Annotated in this window: 21 protein-coding genes; 8 read left to right on the forward strand and 13 right to left on the reverse strand. The window is 59.6% G+C overall.

What is annotated here, in order from left to right:
• Positions 1 to 242: 242 nt before the first annotated feature.
• Together ACQZ63_RS02645 and ACQZ63_RS02650 are read left to right on the forward strand one after the other, a co-directional pair.
• Positions 243 to 2,438, forward strand: a complete 2,196-nt coding sequence (locus ACQZ63_RS02645) for a transglycosylase domain-containing protein (RefSeq protein WP_013635720.1) — start codon at positions 243 to 245, stop codon at positions 2,436 to 2,438.
• A 181-nt stretch (positions 2,439 to 2,619) separates the two neighbouring features.
• Positions 2,620 to 3,078: a VOC family protein gene (locus ACQZ63_RS02650; RefSeq protein WP_003512061.1), complete on the forward strand. Its 459-nt coding sequence runs from the start codon at positions 2,620 to 2,622 to the stop codon at positions 3,076 to 3,078.
• A 6-nt stretch (positions 3,079 to 3,084) separates the two neighbouring features.
• On the opposite strand, the gene ACQZ63_RS02655 is transcribed toward ACQZ63_RS02650, so the two are convergent.
• Positions 3,085 to 3,984 carry a LysR family transcriptional regulator ArgP gene (locus ACQZ63_RS02655; RefSeq protein ID WP_113555916.1) on the reverse strand — a complete coding sequence of 300 codons (900 nt, stop codon included), beginning with the start codon at positions 3,982 to 3,984 and terminating at the stop codon, positions 3,085 to 3,087.
• Positions 3,985 to 4,281: 297 nt separating this feature from the next.
• Between ACQZ63_RS02655 and ACQZ63_RS02660 the strand changes: the two genes are divergently transcribed.
• Positions 4,282 to 4,890: a LysE/ArgO family amino acid transporter gene (locus ACQZ63_RS02660; protein ID WP_003512058.1), complete on the forward strand. Its 609-nt coding sequence runs from the start codon at positions 4,282 to 4,284 to the stop codon at positions 4,888 to 4,890.
• On the opposite strand, the gene ACQZ63_RS02665 is transcribed toward ACQZ63_RS02660, so the two are convergent.
• Complete coding sequence (locus tag ACQZ63_RS02665) at positions 4,887 to 6,275, reverse strand: M20 family metallopeptidase (RefSeq protein WP_113555917.1); 1,389 nt, start codon at positions 6,273 to 6,275, stop codon at positions 4,887 to 4,889. The genes ACQZ63_RS02660 and ACQZ63_RS02665 overlap by 4 nt on opposite strands.
• Positions 6,276 to 6,383: 108 nt before the next feature.
• Between ACQZ63_RS02665 and ACQZ63_RS02670 the strand changes: the two genes are divergently transcribed.
• Together ACQZ63_RS02670 and ACQZ63_RS02675 are read left to right on the forward strand one after the other, a co-directional pair.
• Positions 6,384 to 6,971: a DUF1214 domain-containing protein gene (locus ACQZ63_RS02670; protein ID WP_003512054.1), complete on the forward strand. Its 588-nt coding sequence runs from the start codon at positions 6,384 to 6,386 to the stop codon at positions 6,969 to 6,971.
• Entirely contained in the window at positions 6,964 to 7,512 is a 549-nt protein-coding gene (locus tag ACQZ63_RS02675) for a DUF1254 domain-containing protein (protein WP_013635715.1), read from the forward strand. Before ACQZ63_RS02670 ends, ACQZ63_RS02675 begins: the two co-directional genes overlap by 8 nt.
• 20 nt (positions 7,513 to 7,532) lie before the next feature.
• Here ACQZ63_RS02675 and ACQZ63_RS02680 read toward each other — a convergent pair whose 3' ends face one another.
• Positions 7,533 to 7,721 carry a hypothetical protein gene (locus ACQZ63_RS02680; protein WP_003512051.1) on the reverse strand — a complete coding sequence of 63 codons (189 nt, stop codon included), beginning with the start codon at positions 7,719 to 7,721 and terminating at the stop codon, positions 7,533 to 7,535.
• 555 nt (positions 7,722 to 8,276) lie between these two features.
• Between ACQZ63_RS02680 and ACQZ63_RS02685 the strand changes: the two genes are divergently transcribed.
• Positions 8,277 to 9,185, forward strand: coding sequence for a DUF2336 domain-containing protein (locus ACQZ63_RS02685; RefSeq protein WP_003512047.1), 909 nt, complete (start codon positions 8,277 to 8,279; stop codon positions 9,183 to 9,185).
• 58 nt (positions 9,186 to 9,243) lie between these two features.
• Here ACQZ63_RS02685 and ACQZ63_RS02690 read toward each other — a convergent pair whose 3' ends face one another.
• The 3 genes from ACQZ63_RS02690 to ACQZ63_RS02700 form a co-directional block, all read right to left on the reverse strand.
• Complete coding sequence (locus ACQZ63_RS02690; RefSeq protein ID WP_003512046.1) at positions 9,244 to 9,597, reverse strand: DUF1491 family protein; 354 nt, start codon at positions 9,595 to 9,597, stop codon at positions 9,244 to 9,246.
• A gap of 112 nt (positions 9,598 to 9,709) precedes the next feature.
• Positions 9,710 to 10,633 (reverse strand): peptidoglycan-binding domain-containing protein, encoded by a 924-nt coding sequence (locus ACQZ63_RS02695; RefSeq protein ID WP_013635711.1) that lies wholly within the window; start codon positions 10,631 to 10,633, stop codon positions 9,710 to 9,712.
• Entirely contained in the window at positions 10,605 to 12,134 is a 1,530-nt protein-coding gene (locus ACQZ63_RS02700; protein WP_003512044.1) for a sensor histidine kinase, read from the reverse strand. Before ACQZ63_RS02700 ends, ACQZ63_RS02695 begins: the two co-directional genes overlap by 29 nt.
• Positions 12,135 to 12,619: 485 nt before the next feature.
• Here ACQZ63_RS02700 and ACQZ63_RS02705 point away from each other — a divergent pair, with 485 nt between their 5' ends.
• Together ACQZ63_RS02705 and ACQZ63_RS02710 are read left to right on the forward strand one after the other, a co-directional pair.
• Positions 12,620 to 13,045: a DUF5330 domain-containing protein gene (locus ACQZ63_RS02705; RefSeq protein ID WP_025592804.1), complete on the forward strand. Its 426-nt coding sequence runs from the start codon at positions 12,620 to 12,622 to the stop codon at positions 13,043 to 13,045.
• Positions 13,046 to 13,241: 196 nt separating this feature from the next.
• The gene (locus tag ACQZ63_RS02710; protein WP_025592801.1) at positions 13,242 to 13,658 is read left to right on the forward strand and encodes a SufE family protein; all 417 of its coding nucleotides are present in this window, start codon (positions 13,242 to 13,244) and stop codon (positions 13,656 to 13,658) included.
• A gap of 4 nt (positions 13,659 to 13,662) precedes the next feature.
• Here the strand turns inward: ACQZ63_RS02710 and ACQZ63_RS02715 are convergent, their stop codons facing one another.
• The 7 genes from ACQZ63_RS02715 to ACQZ63_RS02745 all read right to left on the reverse strand — a co-directional run bounded on the left by ACQZ63_RS02715 (position 13,663) and on the right by ACQZ63_RS02745 (position 18,952).
• Complete coding sequence (locus tag ACQZ63_RS02715) at positions 13,663 to 14,520, reverse strand: DUF6456 domain-containing protein (protein WP_113555918.1); 858 nt, start codon at positions 14,518 to 14,520, stop codon at positions 13,663 to 13,665.
• The gene (locus ACQZ63_RS02720; RefSeq protein WP_003512040.1) at positions 14,513 to 14,935 is read right to left on the reverse strand and encodes a helix-turn-helix domain-containing protein; all 423 of its coding nucleotides are present in this window, start codon (positions 14,933 to 14,935) and stop codon (positions 14,513 to 14,515) included. Before ACQZ63_RS02720 ends, ACQZ63_RS02715 begins: the two co-directional genes overlap by 8 nt.
• Before the next feature lie 391 nt (positions 14,936 to 15,326).
• The gene (gene ros / locus ACQZ63_RS02725) at positions 15,327 to 15,755 is read right to left on the reverse strand and encodes a MucR family transcriptional regulator Ros (RefSeq protein ID WP_113555919.1); all 429 of its coding nucleotides are present in this window, start codon (positions 15,753 to 15,755) and stop codon (positions 15,327 to 15,329) included.
• A gap of 431 nt (positions 15,756 to 16,186) precedes the next feature.
• The gene (gene mnhG, locus ACQZ63_RS02730) at positions 16,187 to 16,519 is read right to left on the reverse strand and encodes a monovalent cation/H(+) antiporter subunit G (RefSeq protein ID WP_003512029.1); all 333 of its coding nucleotides are present in this window, start codon (positions 16,517 to 16,519) and stop codon (positions 16,187 to 16,189) included.
• Positions 16,516 to 16,902 carry a cation:proton antiporter gene (locus ACQZ63_RS02735; RefSeq protein ID WP_003512027.1) on the reverse strand — a complete coding sequence of 129 codons (387 nt, stop codon included), beginning with the start codon at positions 16,900 to 16,902 and terminating at the stop codon, positions 16,516 to 16,518. The genes mnhG and ACQZ63_RS02735 overlap by 4 nt, the downstream gene beginning before the upstream one ends.
• Complete coding sequence (locus ACQZ63_RS02740) at positions 16,899 to 17,378, reverse strand: Na+/H+ antiporter subunit E (RefSeq protein ID WP_013635705.1); 480 nt, start codon at positions 17,376 to 17,378, stop codon at positions 16,899 to 16,901. The genes ACQZ63_RS02735 and ACQZ63_RS02740 overlap by 4 nt, the downstream gene beginning before the upstream one ends.
• On the reverse strand, positions 17,375 to 18,952 hold the full coding sequence (locus tag ACQZ63_RS02745; protein ID WP_113555920.1) for a Na+/H+ antiporter subunit D: 1,578 nt from the start codon (positions 18,950 to 18,952) through the stop codon (positions 17,375 to 17,377). Before ACQZ63_RS02745 ends, ACQZ63_RS02740 begins: the two co-directional genes overlap by 4 nt.
• Positions 18,953 to 18,967: the final 15 nt, after the last annotated feature.

The following is an 18,967-nucleotide window of genomic DNA, read 5'->3' on the forward strand; positions in this document are numbered from 1 at the left end:
GTTCCATTTTGATCTCTTGGAGGGCAAGGTTTAACCGATCCCTAATCCTTAATATCGTATCGCCAAGGGCTGGTTTGTACGATATTTTAGCATTTTGGCGAGTGGCAAAGGGTCATTGACCCGCGAGAGGCCGCCGCGTCAAGCAATTCCAGCAGAACCATGTCATGGTTTTGCGTCCGGAATTGGATGAAGCGCAGAAACATCGACAATCCGCGTTGCGTTGAACAGGAAAACATCGCCAGGTGCAGGAAGAAAAAGACGATAAAAACGGTCGCAAAAAGCGGCACATCCTGCTGAGAATCGATAGCTTTATCGACTCCGGCCTGTGGACGGCTGCGGCAAGGCTGGTGGATTTCTGGGAAGACGTCACCATTGCCTCGCGCAAACTGCATGTGCGCGGCTGGAAGAAGCTTCTCGTCAACCTGACATGCGACGCGCTGACCTTCGGAACGGCCGGCTGTGTCGTTCTTCTGGCGCTTGCCATGCCCGCCTTTGAGGAGACCAAGAAGGACTGGCGTTATCGCGGTGATTTTGCCGTGACCTTCCTTGACCGTTACGGCAACACCATCGGCCATCGCGGCATCATCCATGAGGATTCCGTCCCGATCGACCAGATGCCGGATCATTTCATCAAGGCGGTTCTGGCCACCGAAGACAGGCGTTTCTTCGACCATTTCGGCATCGATTTCATTGGCCTTGCACGCGCCATGAGCGAGAATGCCCGCGCCGGCGGCGTGGTGCAGGGCGGCTCGACGCTGACGCAGCAGCTTGCCAAGAACCTGTTCCTTACCAATGAGCGCTCGCTTGAGCGCAAGATCAAGGAAGCCTTCCTCGCGCTGTGGCTCGAGGCCAACATGTCGAAGAAGGAAATCCTCAGCCTTTATCTCGACCGCGCCTATATGGGCGGCGGCACGTTCGGGGCAGCAGCGGCGGCGCAATTTTACTTCGGCAAGAACCTGACCGATGTCACGCTTGCCGAATCCGCCATCCTCGCCGGCCTGTTCAAGGCGCCGGCTAAATACGCACCGCATGTCAACCTGCCCGCCGCACGTGCGCGCGCCAACACCGTGCTTTCCAACCTGGTGCAGAGCGGGCTGATGACCGAGGGTCAGGTGATCGGCGCGCGGCGCAATCCGGCCACCGTCATTGACCGCGCCGATGTGAAGGCCCCGGATTATTTCCTCGACTGGGCGTTTGACGAGGTACAGCGGCTGGCGGCGCAGGGCAGGTTCAAGGACCATACCGTCGTCGTGCGCACCACCATCGATACCGGGCTGCAACAGGCAGCCGAGCAGGCGATGGAAATGGAGCTGCGCGAGTATGGCGAGGGCTACCGCGTCAAGCAGGGCGCGATGGTGATGATCGAAAACGGCGGCGCGTTGCGCGCCATGGTCGGCGGGCGTGACTACGGCGAAAGCCAGTTCAACCGCGCAACGGCGGCGCTGCGCCAGCCGGGATCCTCCTTCAAGGTCTATACCTACTCGGCCGCCATGGAAAAGGGCATGAAGCCGGAGACGCTGATTTCCGACGCGCCCGTGACCTGGCGCGGCTGGTCTCCGCAGAATTATGGCCGCTCCTACGCCGGCAAAGTGACGTTGCAGGTGGCGCTTGCCAAATCCTACAACACCGTGCCGGTGCGTCTCGCCAAAGACGTGCTCGGCACGCAGGTGATCGTCGACACCGCCAAGGCGATGGGCGTCGCCACGCCGCTGCGCAGCGACAAGACCATTCCGCTCGGCACATCGGAACTGACGGTTCTCGATCAGGCGACGGCCTATGCCGTGTTCCCGGCCGATGGCATGCAATCGCGCCGCCACGGCATCGAGCAGGTGCTGGATTACGAGGGCAAGGTTCTCTACGATTTCGGCCGTGACGAGGAACCCGCCAAGCGGGTGCTTTCCGAAGAGGCCAATTCGAAGATGAACCAGATGCTTGTCACCATTCCCGTGATGGGAACGGCCCGGCGCGGCGCGCTTGAAAACGGCATCGTTTCCGGTGGCAAGACCGGCACGTCGCAGGCTTACCGCGACGCCTGGTATGTGGGCTTCACCGGCAATTACACCACGGCGGTCTGGTTCGGAAACGACGATTTCACGCCGATGAACAACATGACCGGCGGCGCGCTTCCCGCCATGACCTTCAAGCGGCTTATGGACTACGCCCATCAAGGCATGGAGCTGCGCCCCATTCCCGGCATCCAGAACCCGCTGCCGACAGGCGCGCGCCCGCAGCCTTCGGCCCAGGTCGCTGCCGCATCCGCCACCGCTGCACCCGCCATGCCGGCACTCACCCGCCCACGCTCGCTCTCAGCCGAAGCAACCCGCGTCATCCGTTCCATCGCCAAGAAGATGAAGGAAGCCGCGCCTTTGACAGTCACGACGCAAAAGGTTGCTGATGCGTCGTTGCGGGATGGCCCGGGGGATGCGGCCCGGCGGTGACGGCTTGGCAACCTTGGCTCATAATGCTGAAGGCGTTTTTCCCTCCAGATTGCTGCCTGCACCCGGCTTTAGAAAAATCCATATTTGGTGCTTGACCTCAATCATGGTTGAGGTTGCACAGTCCGGTTGCAAGAAAGCGAATGCCCGAAAGGCGCAGCGCTAAGGCAATTGAGGACAGGAAATGGTGAAAGTAAAAGCATTGTTCGAGACGCATTTGACGGTTTCGAACCTGGAACGCTCGGTTGAGTTTTATCGTAATGTTGTCGGTCTGGAGCTGGCACAACGATTCCCTGAACGGAATGTGGCGTTCTTCTGGACCGGCGAACGTGGGCATTCGATGCTTGGCCTATGGTCCATCCAGTCCGCACCCATCAATATGAGACTGCACATCGCCTTCAGCGTCGATTTTGATCAGCTTCTCGCCGCACCGGACTATTTACGCCGTAACGGCGTAACGCCGCTCGGTTTTGACGGCGAAAACGAGATCGACGAGCCCGTCGTCTTTCCATGGATGCCGGCAGCCAGCGTCTATTTCAAGGATCCCGACGGCCACTCGCTGGAATATATCGCGTTTCTTGGCGGCGAAGCAAAACCGCAGATTCCGCGCGTGTTGAACTGGAGCGAATGGCAGACTATTTGATCTGCCTCAGGAAAGAAGCGCCGCCCGTGCTGTTTCCACCACATGGGCGGTGAGCGTGCCGAGGCGTCCAGCGGCGAGCCGATTGACCTGCCAGTAGAGCGGGATATCGAGCGGTGTGCCGGGAACGACTTCCATAAGCCGCTCCGCCTCAAGGTGCTCTGCCACCAGCTGCACCGGGTTGAGGCCCCAGCCCATGCCGGCAAGACTTGCCTTCACGAAACCGTCGGTCGAGGGCAGCCAGTGGGTGGGATAGGATATATCCTCACCCAGCGCTTTTTTGATCCAGCTGGCCTGCAGCCTGTCCTTCTGGTTGAAGGTAAGCCCCGGCGCGCGGGCAAGCGTGGCGGGCGTGACGCCATCGGAGAAATGGCGCGCCATGAAAGCCGGGCTGGCGGTGGCGTGATATCTGAGCACACCGAGAGCCAAGACCCGGCAGCCCTGCACAGGCTTGGCATGGGCGGTGACGGCGGCGAGCACCCTGCCGCCGCGCAGCCATTCCACCGTATGGTCCTGATCGTCCACCGCGATGTTGACGAGATAGTCGCTGCCACCGGTGAATTTCGAAACCGCGTCGAGAAACCATGTGCCGAGACTATCGGCATTGGTGGCAATGTTGAGTGTGACACGCTCTGCCGCCGCGCCCGCTTCCGAAAGAACCGGAAGCTGCCGGAACAGTTCGGTTTCCAGCATGCCGACATGGTCCATGTGCCGGCAGAGCCACTCGCCCTTTTCCGTCGCCACGCAAGGATTACCGCGCACGATCAGCACCACGCCGAGGCGCTCCTCCAGCTGCTTGATACGCTGGGAAACGGCCGAGGGCGTGACACACAGCACCTGTGCCGCCTTCTCAAAGCTGCCGGTCTGGGCCACGAGCGCCACGGCGCGCATGGAAGGATAGTCCAGCATCACAGGCCTCCTTGTAAAGGTTGATACGGGCGTGTTGGGCGGGAAGCGTCCGGGCAGTAGCAGTAGCACTCTCCTCTTCCCTCATTCCTGTCCTTGTCACAGGAATGAGGGTCAGGCGAGGTGCCCGCAGATGAAATCGCCCTGTCGCATAGTTTTTGCCCGTCATTAGTTTTACTTACTTGAACTGAGTTTGTTTAATTTGATTAAACCATGCGAGGGAAATATCAAAGCACTCGGTCTGGAAGCGGTGGCATCATCCATCCGCACAGGCAGAGACAAAAAGGCAGCAGCCAGCACATGGACATTCAGATCTTCTTCACCGGCCTGACGATGGGTCTCAGCCTCATCGTTGCCATCGGCGCGCAGAATGCTTTCGTTCTAAAGCAGGGGCTGGCGCGCTCCCATGTCTTTGCCGTCTGTGCCACCTGCGCAATTTCCGATGCGCTGCTGATCACCGTCGGCGTCTTCGGTTTTCAGCGGATAAGCGCCGTCATGCCGGCACTCGATCCCATCATGCGGTATGCCGGTGCGGCGTTTCTCATCTGGTATGGCGCGAAAAGCCTACATTCGGCCCTGCGTTCGTCGGAGGTGCTTTCGGTGGCGGAAAGGCGGGAGGCGAGCCTCTGGCAGACGCTTGCCATTTGCCTGGCGCTGACCTTTCTCAACCCACATGTCTATCTCGATACCGTCGTGTTGCTCGGCACCATCTCCACGCAATTTCCCGGCTTTGAAAAAACCTTCGCGGCGGGTGCCGCCACCGGCTCCCTGCTGTTCTTCTTTTCGCTGGGTTACGGCGCGCGCTGGCTGCGCCCGATCTTCGAAAAGCCGTCCGCCTGGCGCATCCTCGAAGGGGTTATCGCCTTCACCATGTGGGCCATCGCCTTCAAGCTGGTCATGGGCGCTTAAAGCGGAGGGGTATCTCCCTCTCCGAGGTCCCAGTAAAGCCCGGCCATGATGGCAAGCGCCTCGCGGGCAATCTCTTTCGGCAGATGTTCGTTCGGCGCATGCTGAGAGCAGCCGGGATAAGAATGCGGCACCCAGATGGTGCGCAGTTTCAGTATATCGGCAAAGATATCGTTGGGCAGCGAGCCACCCAGATTGGGAAGAAGTGCCGGTTTCTTGCCCGTCGTGCGGGCCATGGAACTCAGAGTGAAGCCGACCCATGGGTCCTGCGGATCGAGCCGCGTGGCGCGGAAAATCTCGTCGCCGGCGGGTACGATCCGAACCATGCTGAACCCCTGCCGGTCGAGATGGCGGCGGATGGCGGGCAGCACCGCTTCCGGATCGATGCCGACAACGAAGCGCAATTGCAGCCGCGCCCATGCCCGTGGCGGAATGGCATTGACCGGCGCGCGCGGATTGCCGGTCTCGAAGGCCAGCACCTCCAGCGCACACCAGCCGAACACACGCTCGGCGGTGGAAAGGCCGGGCTCGCCCCAGTCAGGATCGATTTTCGGACCATCCGGGCCGCCATCGATCTCGCAATCGGCAAGCGCGTCACGCACCGCCTGCGGCAGCTCTTCGGGCACCAGTTCGGGCACGCGGATCTGCCCGGATGGGCCAACGAGGCTTGCCATGGCATGCGCCAGCTGGACGCCGGGGTTGGACAGCGCCCCGCCCCAATTGCCGGAATGATGGCCGCCTTCCCGCGCCTCGATCACCAGATCGAAGGTAATGCCGCCGCGCGCACCGAGAAAAACGGTCGGCCGCTCCGCATTCAGGCGCGGGCCGTCGGAGGCGATCAGAAGATTGGCTTTCAGCCGCTCGCTATAGTCCCGGCAAACTTCCCTCAAGCCGGGAGAACCCCTCTCCTCGCCCATCTCGATCAGATATTTGGCGTTGAACCCAAGTCTTCCACGCGTCTCCAGCACCGCTTTCAGCGCCGCCATGTTGACCGAATGCTGCCCCTTGTTGTCGGCGGTGCCGCGCCCGTACCACCTGCCATTGCGCTCGGACATCACGAAAGGCGAAAGGCCTTCTGCCCAGCCGTCGTCAAGACCACGCACCACATCGCCGTGGCCATAACCCAGCACGGTCGGCAGATTTTCACCCTCGAAACGTTCGGCGATCAAAAACGGCAAATCCGCCGCCGGGTCGCGCAGGATCGTGCAGGAAAACCCCATGGCGGTGAAAGCGGGCTGCATTTCGCGCTCCAGATAGAGCGCCAGCTCGGCACCGCGCGCCTCATCCTGGCTTTCGGTGCGCAGCGAAACGCGCCGCGCCAAGTCCTGCTCGAACCTGCCATCGTCGAAAAAGCGGGTGGCGTGGTCGACGGCGGCTTGTCGCGACATGGTGGAATCCCTCTTCTGGTCATTTCCATCAAGACTAAACAAGGCGTACCATTTTCCAAACAGGGAATCAGTGATAGTCCTCGACCTGTTCAAAAACGGGAAAACAGCGTGTTTCGAGTTCCATTCCTTGTCGGCATCGCCCTATTGATCGCCTTTGGCGGCGGCATTGCCGCGACGCTGGCAGCACTTGAGGCGACATCCGGCTTCGGCTCGATCCGCATCGGCTCATGGGATGCCTTTCCGGAAGCGCAGACGATCGAGGCCGATCCCTACGCCAAGTCGCACCGCGCCGATGCCGGCAAGCTGCTTTATGGAACGGCCGAGGGGCTGGCCTTTACCGCCTCCGTCGACAGCGACGGCCAGCGCCTGACCGGCGAATGCCGTTACCAGCTGGCGGGCGCCGTGCCGCCCTCACGGTTCTGGACGCTCTATACCGCAGACCAGCAGGGCAATGTTCTGGCGGAAGATGCCGGACGACCCTTTGCGCTCAATTCGCGCACGCTGTTGCGCAGCGCCGATGGCGGCATCGACATCACCATTGCACCCGATGCCCAGACCTATAACTGGCTGGCTGTGCCGCAGGGGCAGACATTCAAGCTGGTCATGACGCTGCTCGACACGCCGGTTGCCGGCAGTTCCGGCCTTATCGACATCGCCATGCCGCAAATCCGCAAGCTGGGGTGTGGCAATGCTTAGGACCCTGCTCGCCATCCTCACCGGCCTTGTCGCCGCCGCCGTGCTGCATGTCGTCATTCTTCTGGCGATACCGCATTTCAGCAATCGCGACGCCTATACCCGCGCCTTGGCGGAAGGTAAGCCGCATCAGTTTCATCTTCTCGAAGAAACGACGGAGAAAAAGACACTGGGAAGCGGCGATCCCTTCATGCGGGTTGCCGTCTGCACCTTCAATATCGAGGAAAAGCCCGTCAGGCTGACGGCCATCGGCGCGGTGCCCTTCTGGTCGGTCGCGGTTTACGACAAGGCGTCGAACGAGGTGTTCAGCATGAACGACCGCACGTCCGCAGGCGGGGTGATGGATATTCTGGTGGCGGATTCGGTGCAGATCGCGGCCATTCGCAAGGCGCAGCCGCCATCCCTCTCACAGGCCATTCTGGCGGAATCGGATCAGACGGAAGGGTATGTGGTGTTGCGGACCATGGTGCCGCAGCCGAGCTTCGGGGAAGAAGCGGAACGGTTCCTGAACGAGGCGAAATGCCAGCCGACACCGTGGAAATAGCGCCGGTCAACCAAGCGTAATCAGGATTTGAAGACGGTTTCCGGTGCGGGCTTGCGCTTGCGCGCGTCCTTGCCAGCCGGTTCCGTATCGCGTTTTTCATAACGCACGCCGGTAAACAGCACGACCTTTGCCGGGCCCATAACCTTGCCGGGCATTCCGGCCGGGCGCAGGCTTCGTCGGGCTTCGGCGATTGGAATAATAACTGCCATGCTCGTCTCCTCTTCGGGAGTCAATGTTGCCCATGGGAACCGCGCAAGCCTCGTCTTGCGTCGGGAATTTCATCACCATCACATTGCGCATAATCCAGCCCACAGACTGGTTTTGGCACGACCCAAAAATCGATGGCGATTTTGCAAGGTGTCGTGCGCATATCAAGGCTTCGGCATGCCATTTTCGAAATTATTCTATCAATCAGAATAACATGGAATCCTAATACTGCCCATGAAATTAGAAACAGACAGAGGTTAATGATCCGTTAACCCTAATCGCCGGGCGCCAACTTATCCTTCATAAAGCTGCACCCGTTGAAAACAAAGGCGAGACGGCAAGGTTCCATGACGTTTTGTCCGTCACGAAGGTTTTAAAATTTCCTTGTTGATAAACGCACAATAACGCTTGCCACCCCCCATAGTTAACAGGGTGTCAACGGATTTGCTCTAATTTGAACCGATATTGTGTTTGCGTTTTTGTTGGGTAGTGCGTTGACCGACCGGTTTCGAGAACTTGAGAGGCCAAGAGCCGTGAGGAAGAAAGATGTGGTGCTAATGGCCACTGTCACGAATTTTGAGACTGTTCCCCATCCGTCAAAAACGGACCTTCGGCAGTTTGCCGAGCTTTTCATGCCGCTTTTCAACGCTTCCACCGAAGAGGCCAAGCGGGAAGCCATTGCAGCGCTTTCCCAGCATCCCAACGTGCCTTCGGCGGTTGCCTTCTTCATCGCCTGCCAGCCGATTTCCATTGCCGCCCCCTTCCTGATTTCGTCGAAGTGCCTTGATGACGACACGCTGATCACCATTGCCCGCACGCAAGGGGCCGCCCATGCCCGCGCCATCGTGCGGCGCGAGGACCTGTCGCCGACCGTCATCGACGCGCTAGTCGGCCTGCGGCACATGGAAGACCTGAAGCGACCCGATGATGCGACGCCTCCCGCCATGCCGGAGCCCGCCATTGCGCAGCCGGCAGACGCCCAGATCAAATCCACCGCCGTGGAAGAGGAAATGCGCCAGCGCATCAAACGGATGGCGCATCAGCTCAGCCGCCCGGAAAGCGACGTTCTTGGCCTGCGCCGCCTGAGTGACGTGCAGGAAGCGCTGCTCGTGCGGTTCGCGCGCGAGCGTGATGCGCGGCAGTTTGCGGTGACGCTGGCGGATTCGCTGTCGTCCAGCTACTGGCTGTCGGAGCGCATCATGCTCGACATATCAGGCACGCAGCTCGCCACCACCCTGATCGGGCTCGGCATGGAATTTTCCGAAGCCGCCTTCATATTGCAATGCTTCTATCCGCATCTTGCCGCCGCAGAAGGCGATATGAGCCGCGCCGAGGCCATGCTTGACCGCCTCGAAATCATTGAATGCGAAGAGCGGGTGGAAAGCTGGCGGCGCGCCGACAGCTACACCCACGGCCGCGAACGACCGAACCACAGCGCACCTGTCATTCACAGAACGGGGACGTGAGGGTTAAGGCGGCCACCCCTCGCCCGGAGCAATTCCGGGCGCAAAGCTGATGCACGCTTTAAATCTTCGGTTGGTCCACCAGCGTCAGGAGAGTGCCGATCTCGTCCGTTTCGATCTCGACGACCCACAGATCGCTGTCGAAGCGCCGCTCCCTTTCGAGAAGAGCAGCACTTTCCTCCCCCTCCACACCCGCAAGGCGCGTCTCGAAACGGCGTTCGGCCCGGACCTCCTCGTCCTCGGCAAAACTCTGCGGCGCGGGTCCATAGAGGTTTTCGCGGCCATCACGAAGGCGCTGGCGGATGAAGATCGCACCGGCCTCTTCCGCACCCTTCTTTTCGACAGCGGCAAAGCCACCAGCGGAAAACACGCGGCGGATAAGGGCTGATACGAAGATTTCGGATTTGAGGCGCATTGGGGTGCTTTCGATGGAAGCGGCAGGCCGCTGCCTGTCCGTGTTGTTACGCTCTCTTCTTTCCTCGTTCCTGCGCTTGTCACAGGAATGGGGAGAGTTGAGACCCAGTCCCCTAAAGCGCCCCGATCGATTTCAGCTTCTTCAGCACGGCTTCGCTGGGTTCACCGGTCTCCGGCAGGCGGTAGTGTTTTTCGAAATGGCGGATGGCGTTGCGGGTCTGCTCGCCGGCCACACCGTCCACCTTCACATCGGCATAGGCGATGTTGATCAGTCCCTGCTGGATCTTTGCAATCAGATCGCGGCTCACCGGCTTTGAAGCGGCGGCAGCGCTGTTCAAGGAGACCGGTTCGGCCTTGGGACGAGGCGCTTCAGCCTTGCGGATTGCGGCCGCGACCGGGTCGATCTCAACGCCGCCGCCGGTGTTGGCGTCGGAAGGCCGATCCTTCGGAATTGCGGCGACGGTTGCGCCGTCGATCCTGAGCGCCGCCAGCACCCGTGTCGTCGGTTCGCCGGTCTGTTCCATGCCGAGTGTTTCTTCGAAGAACATGATGGCGGCAGCCGTGCGCGGTCCCATCTTGCCGTCCGCCTCGCCTTCGTAAAGCCCGCGTTTTTTAAGTTCGGCCTGAATATCGGCAACGATCTGCTGCGGCTTCTGGTTTTCCGCCGCAACCGATGTCGCGGGCGTCGCCGTTGCGGCCGCCGGTTGCTGTGCCGTTTCGGTTTCGCTCGGGCGTTCTATGCGGAAGGTCGTGACATGGCCCTGCGTGCCGAGCGGCTCTGCCGCGCGATAGCCGGCAATGCCGTTCGGGTTTGCCGCATCGCGGGTACGCAGAAAAGGAGACGGATGAACGCCCGGCTGGTACCAGAGCGCGTTGGCGGCGACAAAACCGAAGACGACCACGAAGGCGCCTGAGCCGCCCACCAGTTTGGGACGGCGCAGCAGTTCGCGCCCGATGGCCGAAACCACCAAGGAAACAATCCCGGCGCCAATCTGGGCCGTTGTTTTCTTAGGCGATTTTCGCTTTCGCGGGGCCATCGTCACCATCCTTCTTCATAATCGCGGCCATTTCGCCGAGCCGTTTGATGCGCGGCGGAAACTCCACCATGCATTCGGTTTCAGCGTTTTCGCCACCTGCCATGCCGGAACCGTCGGCAGGCAACATGATCGTTACGACCGTCCCCGCGCCGGGCTGGCTGGTGATGGCGAAAGTGCCGCCATGCAGTGCTACCAGACCCTTGACCAGGGACAATCCCAGACCCGTGCCCTCATAGCGACGGGTATATTCATTCTGGACCTGCATGAAAGGCTGGCCCAGGAGTTCAATCTTGTCGGATGCGATGCCGATGCCGGTATCGCTGACCGTCAGTTTCAGCATCCTGCCTTCACGCGCAGCATCGATCGACACTACACCGCCGGCATCGGTGAACTTGATGGCGTTACCGGCCAGATTGATGAGAACCTGGCGGATGGCGCGCTGGTCGGCGGAGATTTCGCCGATACCGCGCTGGATGCGGCTGGTCAATGTCAGACCTTTTTCCTTCGCCTGCAAGCCGAGCATGGCCTCGCAGGACGAGATGGTTTCGCCGATCGGGAAGCTTTCCATCATCAGCTCGTAACGGCCCGCTTCCAGCTTGCTCATATCCAGCATGGTGTTGACCACCGACAGGAGATGCGCGCCGGACTGGCGGATCAAGCCGACATATTCCCGCTGGCGGTCGTTTTCCAGCCGGCCGAAATATTCGCCCGCCAGAATGTCGGAAAAGCCGAGGACGGCGTTGAGCGGGGTGCGCAGCTCGTGGCTGACGGCAGCGAGGAACCGCGACTTGGCGTCGTTGGCCGATTCCGCCTCTGCCGCCTTGCGGGCGACATCGCGGCGCAGAAGCTCCATCTCGGTGACGTCGGAGAGCTGGGCGACGACGCGGCGCAGCCTGCCGGCCGCATTGCGGATCGCCGTCATTTCCATACGCGCGTGAATGAACTGCGCCTGGCGCGATTTCGCACCGGTTTCGAACCGCAGTTCCACGCTGGACTTTTCCTCGCCCTGCCGCAGAAGGTCGAAAGCCTGCATCAGCTCGATGCGATCAGAAACATAGACATATTCGGCAAAGACATGGCCCTTGCAGGCCTGAAGATCGGCTGGAAACGTTTCAAGGTCGCGGCCAGAGACGCGCTCGACGAGGCCGTTTTCATTGATGGTGAGTACGAGGCCGGGCACCTGCGATGCCGCAACGAGGTCATCGTCGCCGGCTTGAGCGGACAGGGACGCTGCGCCACGGGCAGGACGCGAAAAGGCGATCAACAGGGCGGCTGCGGCCAGATAGAGCGCCAGCACCAGAGCGGCGCCGATGGGCAGCGCGATGGCGGGGCTGAAGACGAGGCTGAACAGGGCGGGAACGACCAGAAAGCCGACGGCACTGAAGGCAAACAGGCGGCGCAGGCGCGCAACGGTGCCGGCGCGCCTTTCGGCGTCCTCCTCCATACGCGCAAGCCATCTGCCTGCGGCATGGTCGACCAATGCGACCGCTTTTTTTCTCATATTACGCAATACCAAACCTGAATCCCTGAGACGGATCTAACGGCTCCGACAATAGAAGCCCGCGGCTTAAGGAATGGATAAAAAGAACGGCACCAAACAGCCGCGAAATGCGCCGCAGTCCCATTACGGAGCATTTCAACCAAGCTTTGCCAATCATGGTTAATGACGGGTAAGCGACGGATTTCGCTTTATTTTTGCCATCGCGTTAACCTTTGTGGCAGCACGGATGAGCACTTTTGCCCGGAACAGACGGCATCTGTCGCAATTATGCTTAACATGGACTGTTAAAATGCGACGGAATTGCTGGAGCCGGTCCCGATCCGAGGAGAATAGATACAATTTGAATTAAATTGCGCGGCTTTTTGCAATTGGCTGTTCGCCGGTCGCCTGTAGCTTCTCTCCAAGCCCGAAAAACGGGACAAAGGCCGATGACCCAAAAAGGGCGGGGCTTCAAAACAAAGATCATCTGGCAGGGTAGTCTGACAATGTGGTTTCTGATCAAAGGAACATTCTGGTTTTCGCTGGTGCTGGTCGCGCTGTCCTATTTCGGTAGCAGCAACGATCCGACCAAGGAACCTTCGGCATTCGATATTCCCAGCGCCGTTTCGGCAGCCGGTGAGGCCTATCGTTATGTCAGCGCCATCTGCATCGAAAAACCCGACGTCTGCGTCAAGGGCGCCGAAACCTTCCATGCGCTCGGTGAACGGGCAAAGGAAGGCGCCAAGGTCGCCTATGAATTGCTCGACGCGCAGCTTGCATCCGGTGATAAAACGGCACCCGCAGCCGAACTCGCCAGCGAGAGCGAAAAACTGGCCGCAGCACCGGCGATCAGCGTCGAATTCCCTGGGAATGCCGACATGCTGAAGACCGGCACCATCATTCCTCTGCCGCAGAAGCGCCCCACCCCCTGATATTTTGCGCCGCCGCCTAACGCCGCGCCGCCCCTTCTCTGCAGCCGGATATGTCCGCCTGCGTGACTGCCTGCCAAACTTGCCCACGGAAACCTGTTTTCCGTGGGCTTTTTCATGGTCCGCATGGTTCAAAACCGTCTGCACTTGCCCTATATCGTAGCAAAGCATGGCAATAACGAACGATACGGCGCGCAACATGGCCTCTCTCGATACGATCCTTGACGATTTCGCCTTCCTCGACGACTGGGAGGATCGCTATCGTTACGTCATCGAACTCGGCAAGGCGCTTCCCGACCTTGCGGAAGACAAGCGCACGCCTGAGAACAAGGTGCAGGGCTGCGCAAGCCAGGTCTGGCTCGTCAGCCACAGCGATGGTGCCGAAGATCCTCTCATGACCTTCGAGGGCGATTCCGATGCGCATATCGTGCGCGGCCTCGTCGCCATCGTTCTTGCCGTCTATTCCGGTAAAAAAGCTTCCGAAATCGCCGGTCTGGACGCCATTGAGGTGTTCGACAAGATCGGGCTGGTGGAACATTTGTCCTCGCAGCGCGCCAATGGCCTGCGTTCCATGGTCAAACGTATCCGCGAGGAAGCGAGACTTCTGACCGCCTGAGCCTTCATTCTGTTGCCATCGTTGGCGCCATCGGCGGGCGATAATCTCCGTCGCCCCAATGGTGGCTTGTCCTTCTGCTGCGTTGCGCTTGCGGCGCATAATGCCGGGCAAGCGATAGCAGAGCGGCCCGCAGCAGCAGTTTTGCCGAACGCGCCGGCCATTGCCGCTCGCGCTCTACGGCCTCCAGCCCCTTTTCAAAGCAGCAGATATCGATGGCGACACCTGAAAGTTCAGGCCCCATAGCATCGGCTGCACGGGAAAACCGCGTCCGGGCGGAAATCGCCGCATCGGTAAGATCGAGCTTGCCACCCGCCTCCCCCTTCGTGCGGCTTGCAATTTTCGGTTCCCAAGTTGCCGTAACCTTCGGGTTCAATTGCGCGCGGTGAAAATCGGCGGCGAGGCGTTCGCCCGCCTGCAAGGCGTCGCTGGGGAAGAATGCCGTGCCATCCTTTTCCTTCAGCCGTGAAAGGCCTGTCAGTGGCGAGCTATTGAGGTTGCGCCGGGCCGGCTGCCTGTCCTTGCCGACATCCAGAACCACCGTCTGCAAATCCCAGTGCTGTTGCTGAAAAATCTCGTCGCGATCCCTGGCTATAGCGCGCTTCAAATAGGAGGCGAGCGGCGGCGCGGCGGAGAGTGTGTTTTCGCGTCTTTCGATCAGCCCCGAAGAGAGGGCTAGCTGCACCGTAGCGGCCGGAAACCGCAACGCCGGACGCCCTGTCCTGCCGTTCCCGGCCTCCGGTCGCTGCAATACCATATCGCCGCGATCCTCCGATATCGCAGCCGTGCCCGCAGCAATGCAGCGCAGGAGCCGCAACAGGACAGGATCGGGAAGTATCGATGGAGCGCTTTTTGTCTCACTCATCCCGAACACCCTTCATCACGTTGAAAATGCTGCCGGAAAGCCGCTCCAGTGTGGCGACGAACTCGTCAAAGGCGGGTTCGTCGCGACGATCCTCAACCACCTGGCATGCATGGCCGACTGTCGTTCTGTCCCTGCCGAAACAGGGGCCGATATCTGACATGGGAATACCGAGCTGCACATGGCACACATACATGGCGATCTGGCGGATATGGCATTCGGTGCGCCGCCTGTCCCGGCGCGCAGCCACACGATCGCCGGTCAATTGCACCATTTCCCCGGCCAGTTGCCGGACCAGCCGGCAAATCCGGGAAATCTCATCCCGCCCGGCAGCAGGCGGAAAACGGCGGAAATTGCTATCGGCAACCTGCACACAGGGCCGAAAGGGGGCAGGCAAAGACGATATGTCCGAAGGCATATGCAACTCCTTTACGAATAGGAATTAATTCATACACCTGAGGATGGACGCGGGGAAGGGCAAATTTGGCGTTGAAAAACATGCGATTGATTTCGCTTTGTTTTTGAATAAAGGTGACGCCTCAACAAGGATTTTTTTCCTCTGTCGAAATTGCGCGCGGCAATAAAAAAGCCGGTCTAAGGACCAGCCGGATATAACACTATGGTGCAAGTTGTGTATGGAGCGGGCATGCGCGCCCTGCCGCCATCTCCTGCTAAGGGAAAAGGTCACGGCGGCGAGTTAAGGGGCAAGGCCAGCAATATGCTGCCAAGGTCCCCTTTATCCGGCGCTTCGGGCCATCTTTCCCCGGACGGGGAGAAAATACAGCCGCGACACAATCCGTCTTAGAAAATCAACGGGTCGCCTTGCGGCGCTGACCGAGACCCATTTCCTTGGCGAGCCGCGAACGGGCTTCGGCATAGGCGGGAGCAACCATCGGATAATCGACCGGCAGATCCCATTTTTCGCGATATTCTTCCGGCGTCATGCTGTGATGCGTCGTCAGGTGGCGTTTGAGCGACTTGAACGAGCCACCACATTCCAAACAGACGATATGATCGTCCTGAACCGACTTGCGAACGGACACAGCAGGCTTCTGCTTTTCAACATTGACCGCCACCGATGCCGGTGCCGATGTTCCGCTGAGTGCCGTATGAACATCCGAAATAAGGCCGGGAAGCTCAGTTACCGGAACGACGTGGTTGCTAACATAGGCAGCCACAATATCCGCCGTCAGTTCGACCAGCAGATCCTGGGCGTTACCGTATGCAGTTTCCGTCATTTAAGTATCTCCTGTTATTTATCTCCAGACACGGATGAACGCCGCATCGAGCGATGTGAAGTTACCCGGTGCCCCTCCTTCGCCCTGTTGAAACCAACGTGAAATCTACCCCTAGATTTCAAGCGAAACCGGAAACGAATTGATCCGAGATTCAACTTGTAGCCCGCGACATGGCCAACAAAGGTCTGATCAACCATAGATTAGACATTAATAAAATGCCTATGCCGACCATGAAGAGGCTAGATGCAAATCGCAATAAGCAATTTTACACTTAATTTGGATAGCATCAAAACAGCAAAAGTCAAATTCCTATTATGATTTTTTCAGTTCAAAACAGTCTAATTGGAATACAAAAAATCACGGGTAATAAAATACTATGCCAAGTAGTAATGCAAAACGAAGACCCCCCATTATTAGGGGGTAATTCAACTTCAAATTTTCTTTAGGTCATCAACTACCGATTTATCAGCAAGTGGATAACCTGCCTTGTGTGCAGCCATTGCAAGAAGATGTGCGGAGACCGGTGCTGTCAGAACAAAGAAAAAGAAACCGGCAAGTGCCCGTGCCAGCGTCGATATTTCCGTGGAATGAATGCCGACAGCCAGCAGCAACAGGCCTGAGCCCACCGTTCCCGCCTTGGAAGCCGCATGCATGCGGGTGTAGACATCCGGCAGGCGATTAAGCCCGATTGCCGCAATCAGCGAGAAGGCGGCACCTGAGACCGTCAGTGCCGCAACCAGAATAGCCACGATCCAGCCCATCATCGCCCGCCCCTTCTTTTTCCACGCCTGGATACTTGTTTTTCAGGTTTTTCAACAACTTCCGATGCCCGCTCGCCGTCCAGAACAGCCTTTGTCCTGCGCCTGCCATCTGCACCGCGCGACAGGACGAAGCGGGCAAAAGCCACCGTTGCGAGAAAACCCACCAGTCCGAGCGCAATGGCGATATCGACATAAAGATCGACGCCGGTGCGGATGGCGATAACCGCAATGAAGCCGATGGCGATACCGACCAGCATGTCGAGCGCGACGATTCGGTCCGGCAAGGTCGGACCGACGACGACGCGATATACTGTCAGCAAAAAGGCAGCGGACAGTACAACCGTGGCAAGTACAGTTGCAAATGAAACTATGAGTTCCGGCGTCATCCCTGAAACGCCTCCATGATCTTTTTTTCGAAGCCGTTTCTGATGTCATTCTTGGCGGCTTCGATATTGCTGCAATCGATCGCGTGGACGTAGAGCGTTGTTTTATCCTCGGAAACATCGACCGAAAGTGTGCCGGGGGTCAGCGTGATGAGATTGGCAAGCAGCGTGATCTCGAAATCCGTCGTCAGCCTGAGCGGATAGGCGAAGATACCGGGCTGCACATCGAGCTTCGGCCGCGTCACCATCACCGCCACCTTCCAGGCCGATAGCGCCAGCTCCTTGAAGAACAGCAGCAGCAGCGACAGCACGCGGACCGGACGCAGCCGATGACGGCCGCCCTTGGGGATCTGGTGACGAATAAGGCCCAGAGCCAGCGCCGAGACGATGAGGCCGAAGAGAATGTTCGCCGGCGTGACGCTGCCGCTCACAGCGAGCCATACGCCAACGAAGAGCAGTAACAGGATGTAGCGGCTCATGGTCTACTCCCTTCGGGAAACACCGACTGGATATAGGCTTCGGGGTTGCCAAGCCCCGCAGCCGCCTGCTGGCTGAGATTGAGCAGGCTTTCCGGAAACAGGCCGAAGAACACCACCAGCAATGTCAGCCCGACCAGCGGGACGAAAGAAGGGGCCGCCAGATGCGACGCAGGCAGCGACGGCGCCTGGCCGGTTGAGGCCACTGCCGGGCGCCAGAAACATAAGAGGAAGACCCGCCCGAAGGCGATGGTGGCGATGAAGCCGGACAGGAGAAGGGCTGCGGCAAGCCACCAGGCGCCGATATCGATCGCCGATTTGACGAGAACCACCTTCGGCCAGAACCCGGAAAACGGCGGCAGGCCGGAACCGGCGAAAAACAAGGCGAGCGCGAGGCCCGAAAACCACGGCGCCTGCCGATAAAGGCCACCGAGCGAAGTCAGGGTAAAACTGCCGCCAAGGCGGGCGGCGTGGCCGGCGGCGAGATAAAGCGCCGTCATCAGCACCATGGAGTGCAGCGCGTAAAAGATCGCGCCAGCAACGCCGGAGGGCGTGCCGATGGCGATGCCCGCCATCATGTAACCGATGCCCGATATGACGATGTAACCGAGCATGCGGCGGATATCGTTCTGTGCCAGCGCACCCATGGCGCCGAGCACCATTGTCAGCGCCGCAGAGATGGCGATGACGATACTCAGCTCCTCCCGCTCGACCGGAAACAGCATGACCATGACGCGCAGCAGCGCGTAGATGCCGACCTTGGTAAGCAGGCCGCCGAACAGGGCGGAAACGACGATGCGCGGCGTATGATAGGAGGCGGGCAGCCAGAAATTCACCGGAAAGGCCGCCGCCTTCATGGCGAAGGCGAGAGCAAACAGGCTGGCCAGCGTCATCAGCGGAGCCGTGCCGCGCAGCTGCGTCGCCTTCAGCGCGATATCGGCCATATTGAGCGTGCCGAAGATGGCATAGAGATAACCGACCGTGATCAGGAACAGCGTCGTGCCGATGAGGTTGAGGATGGCGTATTTCAGCGCGCCATCGATCTGCTCGCGCGTGGAGCCCAGCACGATGAGGCCGAAGGACGAGATCAGCAGCACCTCGAACCAGACATAGAGGTTGAAGAGGTCGCCGGTCAGGAACGCACCGGTGACACCCGCCATCAACAGCATCAGGAATGGATAAAAACCGTATCGCCTGCCGCTGGCGTCGATATCGGCGCTGGCGTGGATGGCACCGGCCAGCGCTACGATGGCGGCGGCGAGCGACAGCAGCGTGCCAGTCAGATCAGCCGTAAAGGCAATGCCGAAGGGTGGCAGCCAGCGGCCCATGACCATGGTGAACGGCCCTTGGGTCACGACCTTCCACAGAAGCGCAGCATCGAGCAGTACCAGCAGAACAAGTGCCGTGATTGCAATGGGCGCATGCAGACGCATGGTGTGGCGCAGCATCATCAGCACCGCACCTGCGCCTATTGAGAGCGCGACGGGAAGGATGATCAGCCAGTCGGATAGCGGCACGGGTGCCGTGACAAGCGCTGCGGAAATATCTGATATTGCGGAAGTGGTGGATGAAGCCATGTGTCTGTGCCCCGC

The sequence above is a fragment of the Agrobacterium sp. CG160-95 genome (assembly GCF_053521725.1).